The organism is Leifsonia sp. HAY1-4F (assembly GCF_056755275.1).
The window spans coordinates 1-12,136 of the sequence record NZ_JBNDHX010000002.1 but is presented as its reverse complement, the minus strand read 5'-3'; the positions used below and the strand labels follow the sequence as shown (position 1 = coordinate 12,136).

The 12,136-nt window shown below is 68.1% G+C and carries 12 protein-coding genes and 1 pseudogene; 1 reads left to right on the top strand and 12 read right to left on the bottom strand.

The features are described from left to right. Positions 1-241 precede the first annotated feature (241 nt). From ACPYOG_RS00625 to ACPYOG_RS00605, 5 genes are all read right to left on the bottom strand, one after another. Complete coding sequence (locus ACPYOG_RS00625; RefSeq protein ID WP_481292331.1) at positions 242-1,408, bottom strand: acyltransferase family protein; 1,167 nt, start codon at positions 1,406-1,408, stop codon at positions 242-244. 190 nt (positions 1,409-1,598) lie between these two features. After that, positions 1,599-2,366, bottom strand: a complete 768-nt coding sequence (locus ACPYOG_RS00620) for an ABC transporter permease (RefSeq protein ID WP_481292330.1) — start codon at positions 2,364-2,366, stop codon at positions 1,599-1,601. Further along, on the bottom strand, positions 2,359-3,171 hold the full coding sequence (locus ACPYOG_RS00615) for an ABC transporter ATP-binding protein (protein WP_481292329.1): 813 nt from the start codon (positions 3,169-3,171) through the stop codon (positions 2,359-2,361). The genes ACPYOG_RS00620 and ACPYOG_RS00615 overlap by 8 nt, the downstream gene beginning before the upstream one ends. Before the next feature lie 79 nt (positions 3,172-3,250). Further along, on the bottom strand, positions 3,251-3,859 hold the full coding sequence (locus ACPYOG_RS00610; RefSeq protein ID WP_481292328.1) for a hypothetical protein: 609 nt from the start codon (positions 3,857-3,859) through the stop codon (positions 3,251-3,253). 205 nt (positions 3,860-4,064) lie between these two features. Then, positions 4,065-4,400, bottom strand: coding sequence for a metalloregulator ArsR/SmtB family transcription factor (locus ACPYOG_RS00605; RefSeq protein ID WP_481292327.1), 336 nt, complete (start codon positions 4,398-4,400; stop codon positions 4,065-4,067). A 66-nt stretch (positions 4,401-4,466) separates the two neighbouring features. Here ACPYOG_RS00605 and ACPYOG_RS00600 point away from each other — a divergent pair, with 66 nt between their 5' ends. Then, complete coding sequence (locus tag ACPYOG_RS00600) at positions 4,467-5,372, top strand: NAD(P)H-binding protein (protein WP_481292326.1); 906 nt, start codon at positions 4,467-4,469, stop codon at positions 5,370-5,372. Positions 5,373-5,506: 134 nt separating this feature from the next. On the opposite strand, the gene ACPYOG_RS00595 is transcribed toward ACPYOG_RS00600, so the two are convergent. The 7 genes and pseudogenes from ACPYOG_RS00595 to ACPYOG_RS00565 all read right to left on the bottom strand — a co-directional run bounded on the left by ACPYOG_RS00595 (position 5,507) and on the right by ACPYOG_RS00565 (position 12,091). Further along, positions 5,507-6,349, bottom strand: a complete 843-nt coding sequence (locus tag ACPYOG_RS00595) for an NAD(P)-dependent oxidoreductase (protein WP_481292325.1) — start codon at positions 6,347-6,349, stop codon at positions 5,507-5,509. A gap of 49 nt (positions 6,350-6,398) precedes the next feature. Continuing rightward, a pseudogene (locus ACPYOG_RS00590) lies at positions 6,399-7,663 on the bottom strand (RNA polymerase sigma factor). A 16-nt stretch (positions 7,664-7,679) separates the two neighbouring features. After that, positions 7,680-8,021: a YciI family protein gene (locus ACPYOG_RS00585; protein WP_090041781.1), complete on the bottom strand. Its 342-nt coding sequence runs from the start codon at positions 8,019-8,021 to the stop codon at positions 7,680-7,682. 72 nt (positions 8,022-8,093) lie between these two features. Next, on the bottom strand, positions 8,094-9,164 hold the full coding sequence (locus ACPYOG_RS00580) for a glycoside hydrolase family 130 protein (RefSeq protein ID WP_481292324.1): 1,071 nt from the start codon (positions 9,162-9,164) through the stop codon (positions 8,094-8,096). Next, a complete protein-coding gene (locus tag ACPYOG_RS00575) occupies positions 9,161-10,186 on the bottom strand; it encodes a glycoside hydrolase family 130 protein (RefSeq protein WP_481292323.1) in 1,026 nt (341 codons plus the stop codon). The genes ACPYOG_RS00580 and ACPYOG_RS00575 overlap by 4 nt, the downstream gene beginning before the upstream one ends. 34 nt (positions 10,187-10,220) lie before the next feature. Continuing rightward, positions 10,221-11,150, bottom strand: a complete 930-nt coding sequence (locus ACPYOG_RS00570) for a carbohydrate ABC transporter permease (RefSeq protein ID WP_481292322.1) — start codon at positions 11,148-11,150, stop codon at positions 10,221-10,223. Further along, entirely contained in the window at positions 11,147-12,091 is a 945-nt protein-coding gene (locus tag ACPYOG_RS00565; RefSeq protein WP_481292410.1) for a carbohydrate ABC transporter permease, read from the bottom strand. Before ACPYOG_RS00565 ends, ACPYOG_RS00570 begins: the two co-directional genes overlap by 4 nt. Positions 12,092-12,136 lie beyond the last annotated feature (45 nt).

The following is a 12,136-nucleotide window of genomic DNA, read 5'->3' as shown; positions in this document are numbered from 1 at the left end:
TCGAAGCGCGTCTGACTGCCGCGAGTGTTCAGTTCTCTGGGCATCCGCCAACGCGCTCAGCCAAGGCTTTCAGTAGATGGATCACGCCAAAAGCGCTAGAAACCGTGTCCATCCGATCCGCGCTGCGGCGACCGTAGCTGCCGGAGACAGCAACGTTGCGGAGCGCAGGAGCGTGATTCCCTGTTACGGCTCAGCGGTCTCCAGCGGTGATGCTCCCGGTTCCGGCGATCGGGACAGGCTCCTACGCCGGGTTCTGCTCGGCGGCGCTGTGCGGGGCGACTGCCGCCCCCTGCCACCGCTCGCGAATGGCCCGTGCGACGTAGCGGGCCAGCCGGTGCGCCCACTTCTCGATCGCGAAGTAGAAGCCGATCGCGACGGCCAGGCTCGCGACGATCTGCACGATCGTGGTGAGAATGCCGGGGCCCATCACGAACGCGAGTCCGATGGCGATGGGCCCGTGGGTCAGGTAGAGGCTGAAGGAGATGGTGCCCAGAGCCACGAACGGGCGCCAGCGCAGTACGGCGCGCAGGGGTGGGAAGGTGAGCGCGAGCAGGAGTAGAAGGCAGATGCCGGCGAGACGCAGCAGCGTGAAGGCGTTGTTCGTGAAGTACGCCCAAACACCGGTCTGCGCGTGGATGAAGTTGTTGAACGTGTAGAGCGAGGTGATTGCGAAGATGGCGGCTACGAGTGCGGCGGAGCCGATGATCGTGCTTCGCGCTCCGCCGGAGGAGAAGATATGCAACCGGTCGGCGATGGGCTCCCAGTAGAAGCCCAGAACCGAGCCGATGAGGAACATAGGCATGTAAAGCAGGACGAGGGAGTCGGACCAAGCGCTCGCAATGATGAGGGCCACCGAGAGGACGACCGAGGTCTTCGGCAGCGCCCGAGCCACTAGGACATACAGGGGGAGCAGGATCGAGAAGAGCACCTCCCACTGCAGCGACCAGAGCGGCACGTTGGCGGTGCTCGTGCCGTTGAGGAGCGTCATGTCGCGCACCATGAGGCCGAAGGAGTACGAGTTCGGAAGCCCGCCTACGAAGGGGCTGTTGGCGGGCGTTACCTCGCGGGGAAGAACCACGAAGGTCAGCGCGGTGAGGAGGACGGCGGCGATGATGGGCAGATAGAGGCGGATGATCCGGCTGGGGTAGTAGGCGTCCCACCGGTAGTGCGGGGATGCCGCGGACCGGGTGAGCACGAATCCGGAGAGGATGAAGAACAGCCACACGGCTTCGGGGCCGGCGCTGATGATGCGCAGCGGCGAATACATGATCGCGTTGTATAAGGGGCTCGCAACCGGGGCGAACTGGGACCCGATCAGGAAGGTGTGGAGCGAGCTGGCGGTGGTGTGCCAGAGCAGGACGGCGAAGGCCGCTGCTCCGCGGAGGGAGTCCAGTTCTACTTTGCGCATCATCTTCCTCGTGGACGCAATGCACCTCGACGGATGAAGGTGGGTGCGTGCGGGGGCGGTTGATCGGAGGCGGCGCGGTCGCCGATCCCGTGTTGGTGACCGATGGGCCTGCTCAGAGCATGCTACAGAAAGAGCGGGATCGGGTTGGGCCGCGGCCCGCCCTCTGCAGACGGCTCTGCGTGTCGCCGGCTCAGTGGGTCTCCCAGCGGAACCAGCGGATACCGAGGAACGCGAAGACGATGACGTAGCCGAGGCACGCAAGAAGCGCGTACCCGTCCTGATCCGTCCACGCGGCTCCCGTCAGAGCGTCGGAGAACAATGTCATGAGCGCTCCGACCGGGGACCAGGCCGCGACCGACTTCATCGTGTCGCCGAGGATTCCGGAAGAGCCGACGAGTCCCAGCAGGACCAGGATGATGAAAAGGATCCGACCGATCGCGTTGATCGCGGTCGTCGATGGCACGAGTGCGACCAGCGCCTGTCCGATGGAGAGGAACATGGCGGCGCCGAGGACGGCGACGGCGAGTGCCAACGCGTATTGACCGGGACCCGGAGTCAAACCGTGCAGGGCGGCGCCGACGATGACCACAATGATCGAGGCAATGAGGTTCGAGGCGATCTGCACGCAGAGTCGACTGGTCATGATGGTCCATGTCGGCGCCGGACTGACCCGGAGTCGTTGCAGGACACCCGCTTCGCGGTCGTGCGCGAGGGTCAGGCTGTAACCGAGCAGACAGGACGTGATCAGGCCGAGGGTGAGGGCCAGCCCGATGATGATGGCTGGTGAGCCCAGCCGCGATCCGGCCTTCCCTAGTGTTGTGGCGATCAGGATCACGATGGGAAGGACGAGACTCAGAACGGTCGCGACAGTGCTTCGGAGGAGCACGATCGTGTCCGCTCGGAGCAGCGCGCGGAGGGCGAGGCCGATCGGGGGGCGAGCGAAGGCGGTCTCAGTCACGGATCTCACTTCCCGTCAGCCCGATGAAGACATCTTCCAGCGTCACTGTCCCGTGGGCGACCTCGAGGACACGCGGATCGTCCTGGTGTTTCGCGATCAGGTCGGCTGGGGTGCCGAGCGTCAGCAGCGTCCCATGATCGATGATCGCGACACGATCGCAGACCGCCTGAGCCTCCTCCATCGAGTGCGTCGTCAGAAGAATGCTGCTGCCCTCACCACGTAATTGCTCGATGCGGCGCCACAGGCCCCGCCTCGACTGCGGGTCCAGCCCCGCGGTCGGTTCGTCGAGCAGCAGAAGGAGTGGATCGTGGATCGTGGCGATGTACAGAGCCAGCCGCTGCTGTTGACCACCCGAGAGCTGCTTGAAACGCTTGCCCCTGTCCTCCTCGAGCCCGATGGCTTGGAGGCTGTCTGCGATCCTGTCGCGTGTCAGCCGCACCCCGTAGAGGCCGCCGTAGAGCCGGGCGATCTGCTCGATACTCAGTTCCGGCTGGAAACTGGACGTCTGCAGTTGAACACCGAGGCGCGCTTTCGTATCCAGCGGATTCTTGCGCGCGTCGACGCCATCCACCAGTACCTGCCCCGACTTGGGCTTCACGAGCCCCTCGATCGCGCTGAGCGTGCTCGTCTTTCCCGCACCGTTGGGGCCGAGGAGTCCGAAGATCTCGCCCCTCTCGATCTCGAAGCTGACGCCCCGAACCGCCGTTCGCTGCTGATAGGCAACAGTGAGGTCGTCGACCCGCAACGCTGGTGATCGCGGCGGGACGGCTTCCGGCGTCGATGGCGGTTGATCCGATTCACTCACAACGCCAGTGTGGCGGCACCTGCTCGGTCGGGCGATGACCGAACCCTATGAATCTCACTAGAAACGGTCACGGGGAGCGTTAGGGGCCGTCTATCTCGATCTCAACCTGGGTTCCGTCCGGCAGGCCCTTGAGCTGTGCTGCCACTCCGGCCCTGACGCGCATCGCTTCGTCGTCGCGCATCGGGACCAGATTTTCGACCGTGAACTCTCCGCCGAGAACGAAGGGGATGCGCGGAACCAGCCGAAATCCCGGTGCGAGCGGCCCGTGCGCCATCTGCCAGTCATGAGCCAGGGGGTAACCGGTGAGCATCGAGTAGTCCGCTAGTACGTGGCTTGCCCACGCCTCCAAAGACCCGGCGAAGGGATCACGCTCTCCCGTCTCGGGGTCGAAGGAGACCACGCGGGTGCCATCGAGGGCGAACTGGGCGCCGAAAATGTCCTCTGCGAAGAAGGTGAGACCAGCATCCAGGCCCCCGTACGCGGATCTCCAGAGATCGGGTCCATTCCAGGCGGAAAGGCTGCCGGGTCCGTCGCCCACCCCGCGCACAAGCAGTGCGGACTCGAATGCATAGAACCCATTTTTCAATTGCAGTGCAGCATGGAACTCGGGCGAGCCACCGACATCGTCAGAAGTAGCGAGTGTCGCGAACGTGTCGTCGAAAAGTGCATCACTTCCGATGTCGATCAATGTGCGAAGTCGCGTCCCAATGGCGTTCATTCCGTGCGTCGTTCGCCGGGGAGAAGGTCTTCGGTTTCGACGCCGACTTGGCGAATTTCTGTCCGCAACTCAGCAGGGGTGCTCGTCATGTCGCCTTCGATTGTGGTGGTGCGTTGTTCATTCTTGACAGTTGCCTCTCCACGGTCGACGAAAGCGTCACACCACGTTCCTGGGCTCAGGCCTCCGACGGAGTGGGCGTGCGGCCGCGGCCGCGCTTGCGGACCTCGCGCAGCACGATCTGCTCCGGGCAGACCGTGGAGAGGAAGTCGCCGACGGAGAGCGCGAGCCGATCCGTGACGAGGGAGTAGAGGATGCGGTTCCCGTCGCGGCGCTCGGCGACGAGGCCCGCCTGGCGGAGTACGGCGAGGTGGCGCGAGATGGTCGGACCGGTGGCGCTGAAGCGCGCGGCGATCTCGCCGGCGGGGAGTTCGCCGTCCTTCAGGTCTTGCAGGATCTGACGCCGGGTCGGGTGGGCGAGAGCGGCGAAGATCTCGGTCGCGCTGTCGGTCATGGTTGCAATATAGCACTATAGCTAGATAGTGTTTAGCTATCTTGCTCATAAGCGAAGGAGTGCAACGTGCGTGTAGCCATCACCGGTGGTACCGGATTCGTCGGGCGACACCTCGCTCAGAGCCTCGACGCGGCGGACACGGTCGCGGTCTCCCGGCGTACCGGCGTGCGGATCGGCGACGTGGACGCGCTCGCAGCGGCCTTCGCGGGCTGCGATGCGGTCGCTCACTGCGCGGGCATCAATCGGGAGATCGGCGACCAGACGTTCCAGAGCGTGCACGTCGACGGGACGCGCGCGGTCGTCGAAGCGGCACGGCGGGCAGGGGTGAAGCGGATCGTCATGGTCAGCTTCCTCCGGGCACGGCCCGACTGCGGGTCGGCCTACCACGAGACCAAATGGGCCGCGGAGGAGCTGATCCGGAACTCAGGACTGGACCACACCATCCTCAAGTTCGGCATGATCTACGGGCCGGGCGACCATATGGTCGACCACGTGACGCGGGCCGTGCGGACGCTGCCCGTCTTCGGAACGGTCGGGTTTCGTGAGCGGACGGTTCGTCCGACCCCGATCGAGGATGCGGTCGACGTGCTGCGCGCCGCACTGGAGGGTCGCATCGCGGAGCCGACGGTCGCGGTCATGGGCGCCGACGAGCTGACACTCGGCGAGGCGGTGAGGCACATCGCCCGCGTGGCCGGGCGCCGGCCGGTGTTCCTTCCGATCCCCGTCTGGACGATCCGGGTGCTCGCCCAGCTGACGGAGTGGACGATGGTGGTTCCGCTCGTGGCGAAGGCGCAGGCCCGGATGCTGGCGGAGGGCGTCAGCGAAGCTGCACCGCCCGCCGCCGAGCTTCCCGCGGACCTCCGCCCATCGCGGGCGTTCGACGATGAGCGGATCCGCGCAGCGCTGCCCGTCGGAGGGTTCGGTCTCAGCGACCTCCGCGCCGCGCGGTGGTGGGCCGCCCGGCGGGCGTAGGGCTAGATGCGGGCCGCCGCCCTACGGGCCTCCAGCCCCGCCGAAGTGCTCGTTGTTGCGCGGCCGCACGGCGTGTCGACTGCAACAACGAGCACTTCGGCGGGAAAGGGGGGCGGGAAAGGGGGGCGGCGCAGCTAGCGGTCCCGGGCCAGGACGGAGAAGTCGCTCTCGCCGAGGCCGGCGTCGATAGCTCGCTGCAGCTCGGCGGCGACGAGCGCGGCCGCGGGGAGCGGACTATCGGCTGTTGCGAGGATCAGGCGGAGGTCCTTGGCCAGGAGGGCGGCCGAGAACTGCGTGTCCCCGAAGTCGCCGGAGGCGATGACGGGACCCTTCATCCCGGCGATGGAGGCGATCGTCGTGAGCGGGAGCACCGCGAGCACCTCGTCGGCGGAGAGTCCTCCCGTCGTGCCGAGCCGGAGGGTCTCGCTGAGCGCTTCGGTGGAGATGGCGAGTGCCAGGTTGGCGACGAGCTTCGCCACGGCGGCCTGTGCGGGGGAGTCGAAGGTGCGGAGCTTGTCGGGGTCGGCCCAGAGGATGACGACATTGCGTGCCTCGCGGACGGCATCCTTCCGGCCGCCGATCAGCACGGCCAGACGGCCGGCGCGGGCAGGAGCGAGGGAGCCGATCACCGGGGAATGGACATAGCGCACCCCGGCCGAGGACGCCCAGGCGTCGAAGTCGGCCGCGTCCGAGGGCGCCACCGTCGTGAGGTCGATCCACAGGGCGCCCGGCGGAATCGGGAGGGACGGCTGCACGATCGTCTCGCGGACCGCCTCCGGACCGAACAGCACGCTGATCACGACCTCCACCCCCTCGACGGCCTCCGCGGCGGTCGCGGCGATGCGGGCTCCCCGCCGGCCGACGACCTCGGTGGGGCCCGGGGAGCGGTTCCAGGCGGTGACGCGATGGCCCGCGTCGATCAGGTGGGGGACCAGCTCGCGACCCATGCGTCCGAGCCCGAGGAAGGCGATGTCCATGCACCCCACTGTGCGCTTCCCACCGAGCGGGAGGAAGGGGGCCGGGGGATCAGAGCGCAGCCGACCTGCCCGCTGCGGACTCGCCCGCAGCCGACCCGCCCGCCACCGCGTCGCGGCGACGGAGCAGGAACGCCCGCTCCGGCTCGCTCCCGCAGAGGGCGGCGGCCACCCCGTACTCGTCCGCTGCCTCCTCGCCGCGTCCCGCCTGCAGCAGAAGTCCCGCGCGGATCCCGTGCAGCAGGTAGAAGCCGGCCAGCTCCTCGCGGAGTGGCTCGATCGCCGCGAGTCCCGCCTCCGGCCCATCAACCTCGGCGACCGCGACGGCTCGGTTCAGCGCCACCACGGGTGTGGGGGAGGCGCGCAGCAGTTGGTCGTAGAGGGCGACGATCTGCCGCCAGTCCGTGTCCCCAGCGGTCGTCGCATCATCGTGAACGGCCTGGATGGCGGCCTGCAGCTGGAACGGACCAGGCCGTCCCCGCAGCAGGCACGCGCGGACGAGAGCGTGGCCCTCGGCGATCAGCCCGGCGTTCCAGAGGGTCCGGTCCTGCTCAGGGAGCGGGATCAGGGCGCCCGCGGCATCCACTCGGGCTGCCCGCCGCGCATCCACCAGCAGCAGCAGCGCCAGGAGCCCGACCACCTCCTCCTCATCCGGAAGGAGGGAGCGGAGCGCCCGCGCCAGCCGGATCGCCTCGTCGCACAGCTCCTCGCGCACGAGCCGGTCGCCCGCGCTCGCCGCATATCCTTCGCTAAGACGAGGTACACCACCGAGAGCACCGAGCCCAGCCGGGCCGGCAGGTCGCGACTCGATGGGATGCGGTACGCGATGCGCGCATCGCGGATCTTCGCCTTCGCCCGTGAGATGCGCTGGGCCATCGTCGGCTCGGGGACGAGGAACGCACGGGCGACCTCGGCGGTCGTGAGGCCGCCGAGAAGCCGCAGCGTCAGCGCGACGCGCGCCTCGGGTGACAGCGCCGGGTGGCAGCAGGTGAAGATGAGGCGCAGGCGGTCGTCCGGGACGTCGTCCGCCGCCCGGGGCGGCTCGGCCGTGAGCTGACGCAACAGTTCGGCCTCCGCCTCCTTGCCGCGACCGACCGCCTCGCGCCGCAGGCGGTCGATGGCACGCCGGCGTGCGGTGGTGATGATCCATCCGGCAGGCGCCGGCACTCCGTCGCGCGGCCAGCGCGCGACCGCGACGGCGAACGCCTCCTGCACCGCGTCCTCCGCGCGGTCGAGGTCGCCGAGGCTCCGGTACAGCACGGAGACGGCACGGCCGTACTGCTCCCGGAACTCTCGCGCGACGGCGGCCTCGTCCATGCGGCTGTCGTGCCCGTCAGCCCGCGAACGGACGCACTTCGATGGGCAGAGTCGTGGCGAGCGCGACCCGGCGCCCCCACTCGAGCGCCGCATCCAGATCGGGCACGTCGACGATCGTGAAGCCGCCGAGGTGCTCCTTGCCCTCGGCGAACGGACCGTCGGTGAGCAGAACCTCCCCGTGCGCAGGCCGGAGCACCGTCGCGGACGACGGCGGCATCAGCCCCTCCGAGAACACCCACACGCCAGCGGAGCGCATCTCGGCGTTCACGGCGTTCACGTCTCGTTCGATCCGGGACATCACCTCCGGCTCCGGGATGGGGCCGTCGGGCTGGTACACGCTGAGCAGGTACTGGGTCATGGTGGTGATCCTCTCCGAACGCCGGTCGGGGAAGTGGATGGCGTTCTCACCGTGTACACGAACGGCCTGACCCTAATTCGACACGTCGCGCTCCAGAAGCGCCACTCCGATCTTCGAGTCGGCCATCCCGTAGAAGACCCAGTCGCGGCCATCCACGGTCTCGATCGCCGTCGGAAAGACGACGTTCGGCACGATGCCGCTCCGCTCGTCCTCGGTCTCGGCCGCCAGCAGCGGCTCACGCGTACGGTCGAGCACCCGCCACGGCTCGTCGGCGTCGAGGATCATCGCGCCTGCCGAGTAGTTGACGTTCTTCTGCTGGTCGACTCCCGGCTCCAGCCGGCCCGTGACGCCGTGGTGGAGCAGCAGCCAGCCCTCCGGGACGCGGCGCGGCGCCGGCCCTGCACCGATCTTGAGCTCCTCGAACGGGAACTCGGGACCGGCGAGGAAACGGTTCTGCCGCCAGCGGGTCAGCTCCCGGAGGTCGCCCTGCACGGTAGCGAGCGGGAGGAACGCGATCCAGATGCTCGGCCGCGACTCTCCTCCGCCCGCGACGGCGGGTGGATGCTCGCCCTCCCCGGCCCGGATCCCGTCCAGGTCCCACACCGGACGGTGCAGCACGGCCAGGCTCGGAGTGCCGTCCGGCGCCGTGACCGGCTCGGGGAAGAAGACGGTGTCCTTGTTGTGGAACAGGCTGAGGTCCATCCCGAGCTCGTCGTCGTACTCGAACGAGACGGGCCCGAGCCTCCGCCAGGCGCGGAGGTCGTCCGAGACGGCGACCGCGGTGCGGGGGCCGAGGGGACCGTAGGACACATAGGTCATCACGTGCAGCCCGAGCGACGGGATGAATGTGGTGCGCGGGTCCTCCACGCCGGCGTTCGTCCGTCCCCGCTCGAACGGCCGGTCGGGCTCGAGCACGACGCCGAGCCGCTCGACGGCGACCGGGACGCCGTCCTCCAGCACCACCCGGGCGAGGCCCACACGGGAGACGTTGCCCTCGGCCACCAGCCGGGGCAGCAGGTACAGCTCCCCGTCGGGCCCGCGGCCGGACGCCGGATTGAGCACGCCCTCCGCTTCGAGCGGGTCGCCGGGCGCAGGCGTCATGACGACTCCCGCGCGCGAGAGCCGATACGGAAACGCGGTCATGCGTCCACCTCCCGGTAGAAGTACAGTTCGCGGAGGCCTGCGGGCGCATCCCAGCCTTGGGCGAACGTCCAGCGACCGTCCAGCCTCTGGAGGCCGCCCCAGGCGAGCGAGCCTCCCCGGTTGAGCTCCCGCTGGGCGAACGGATCCTCCAGCCGGTAGAGCGCTTGGGCGGCGGCGAAATCGCCGCCCTCGTCGGCGTAGAAGAAGTCGAGCACGAGGCGGTCGTCGGTGACGACAGCGCAGGCGACCTCGAACAGGGAGCCGGCCAGCGGCGACAAGTCGAGGTACGGCTGCACCTCGAACCGCCAGTCGAGGCCGTCCGAGGACCGTCCGATGGTGGGGCGGCCACCGCATCCCTCCGAGAGGAACATCAGGTAGTCGCCGCCGATCCGCACCGCCCGGCCGTGCTCGTCGCGGGGGACGACTGCGCCCTTCGCCCAGTACTCGGAAACGTCGTGGGGAACGACGAGCCCACGCTTCTCCCAGTGCTCGAGGTCGTCGGAGACGGCGGACATGATGTCCACCGCTATGGAGCCGTCCTCCCGGCGCCAGATGGCGTTGTAGAACAGGACGTAGCCGTCGTCGAGTGCGTAGACCTTCGGGTCCTCGCAGCCGAGCGTCTCGTTCGCGAAGGTGGGGAAGACCAGCGGATTGGCGGGGGAGTCGTGCCACTTGCCGTCGCGGCGCACAGCGTGACCGATCCGGCTGGCCGTGGACTCCTTCCGTGGCGACGCGCGGTAGAAGAGGTGCAGCTCGTCGCCCCGCTCGATGACCGTCGGGTTGAAGATCGAGTCGCTCGTCCATCCCACCCCCGTCGGGTCGTCCCACTGACCCTCCAGACGGAAGGTCAGCTCGTCGTCGCGGACGAACGGTCCGATCGCCCAGTCGGGACGTTCGGGGTAGTGCGCCGAGAACTGGTCGGTGGAGATGCGGTCGGTGAGGGCGTTCGTGTGCGCGAGCGCCTCGCGGTAGCTGGCCAGCAGAGCGTCGTGCTCGGCGGGCGCGGTGTGGAGCGTGTCCATGGTTCCTTGGATGTTCGAGGTGTGCGGATGCGGCTCAGCCCTTGACGGACGAGCCCAGGTCGGTCGAGGTGAAGTAGCGCTGGAACACGATGAACAGCACCACGACCGGGGCTGCGAGCACGACCGCGCCGGAGAGGATGGCGCCGTACGGGTTCGCCGTCGAGCCGGCCACTGTCGAGATATAGTTCGCCAGCGAGACGGCCAGCGGCTGCAGGCTCGCCTCCTTCGTGATCAGGAACGGCCAGAGGAACTCGTTCCACGGGCCGATGAAGGTCAGCAGCAGGACCGTCACGAGGGCGGGCCGGACGAGCGGCAGCGCGACGCGCCACAGCAGCCGGAACTCGCCCGCGCCATCCACCCGTGCAGCGTCGAACAGCTCGCGCGGGAGCTGGAGGAAGTACTGCCGGAAGATGAGCACGGCCGCGGAGTTGATCGCGAACGGCAGGATCATCCCGAGATAGTTGTCGGCGAGTCCGTAGTTGCGGGCGATCAGCACGTACAGCGGGATCATCAGCAGCTGGAACGGCACGGTCTGCACCAGCAGCGCCAGCGCGAACGTGACGCCGCGTCCCCTCCACTGCAGCACGGCCAGGGAGTAGCCCGCGAGGACGCCGAACACGACGGTGAACAGCAGCACGCCGCCGGTGAAGATCCCGGAGTTCACCAGCCCGGTGAGCAGGTTGATGCGGGAGTTGATCTGCACATAGTTGTTCAGTGTCAGGTTCGCGGGGTTCGGGAAGGCTCCGGTGATGGAGGTGTCCGGCGCGTTCTGCAGCGACCCGACCAGCATGTAGTAGAAGGGGAAGAGGAAGGCGATCGCGCCGATGGTGAGCACGATGCCCTGCAGGATGACCTGTCCTCGGGTCAGCCGCCGTGGCGTCCCCAGGTCGCGGCGTCCCCGGCCGGGACGCCGACCCGGCCGGCGGCCTCCGCCGCGCGGCGTCGTGGTGGTCTGTGCGGTCATGATTCGTTCCTCCCACCGACGAAGCGGTTCTGCAGCCAACCGATGATGAGCACGCCGATCACGAGCATGACCCCGATGGCGCTGGCGTACCCCGGGTGGCCCTGCTGGATGCCTTGCTGGTAGATCAGCAGCACCGGCGAGGTCGAGCGACCCTCCGGTCCACCGCCCCCGGTCAGCAGGTACGGCTCGGTGAACAGGTTGGCCCCGGTGATCGTAGCTAGCAGCAGCACGAGCACGGTCGCGGGTCGAACGCCCGGCAGGGTCACGGAGAAGAACTGCCGCACCTTGCCGGCGCCGTCGGTCGCGGCCGACTCGTACAGCTCGGTCGGCACGTTCTGCAGCGCGGCCAGGTACAGCAGGATGTAGAACCCGAGGCCCTTCCAGGTGACGTAGATCGCGATCGACGGCATGGCCAGCGCCGGGTTGGAGAGCCAGCTGGGGCTGGGCGCCAGCGGCCCGAGCAGCTGATTGACGAGTCCGTTCTGCCCGAACAGGAACAACCAGACGGCGATCGTCGCGACACTGGCCGTGACGTACGGCACGTAGTAGCTCACGCGCAGGAAGGTCCGGAACCGGACGATGCTGTTGAGCCCGGAGGCCAGCAGCAGGGCGAGCACCACGGTGAGCGGAACGTTGATGATCAGGAAGATCCCGACGTTCACGAACGACTGCAGCACGGCGGGGTCGTTGAATGCCTGGATGTAGTTGGCGAGTCCCACGAATGGCCGGTCGACGTTCGCGCCCGGCGCCGCGAAGAAGTAGTCGAAGAACGACATGTACACCGAGAAGCAGAGCGGGAACGCGAAGATCGCGATCACGAAGACCAGGTACGGCGCGCTGAACAGCCAGCCCAGCGGGTTGGTTCCCAGGATGCGCTGGACGACGGGGCGCCGGGCGCGAACGTCGACCGGCCATTCGTGGGACTCGCCAACTACATCCAGGCATTCAACCTGTCTCTTATACACATCTGACGCTGCCGACGACGG

Bases quoted from the DNA above. Each gene is read 5' to 3' on its own strand.
- ACPYOG_RS00625 (WP_481292331.1), bottom strand. From the start codon at position 1,408: ATGCGCAAAGTAGAACTGGACTCCCTCCGCGGAGCAGCGGCCTTCGCC.
- ACPYOG_RS00605 (WP_481292327.1), bottom strand. From the start codon at position 4,400: ATGACCGACAGCGCGACCGAGATCTTCGCCGCTCTCGCCCACCCGACC.
- ACPYOG_RS00595 (WP_481292325.1), bottom strand. From the start codon at position 6,349: ATGGACATCGCCTTCCTCGGGCTCGGACGCATGGGTCGCGAGCTGGTC.
- ACPYOG_RS00585 (WP_090041781.1), bottom strand. From the start codon at position 8,021: ATGACCCAGTACCTGCTCAGCGTGTACCAGCCCGACGGCCCCATCCCG.
- ACPYOG_RS00580 (WP_481292324.1), bottom strand. From the start codon at position 9,164: ATGACCGCGTTTCCGTATCGGCTCTCGCGCGCGGGAGTCGTCATGACG.
- ACPYOG_RS00575 (WP_481292323.1), bottom strand. From the start codon at position 10,186: ATGGACACGCTCCACACCGCGCCCGCCGAGCACGACGCTCTGCTGGCC.
- ACPYOG_RS00570 (WP_481292322.1), bottom strand. From the start codon at position 11,150: ATGACCGCACAGACCACCACGACGCCGCGCGGCGGAGGCCGCCGGCCG.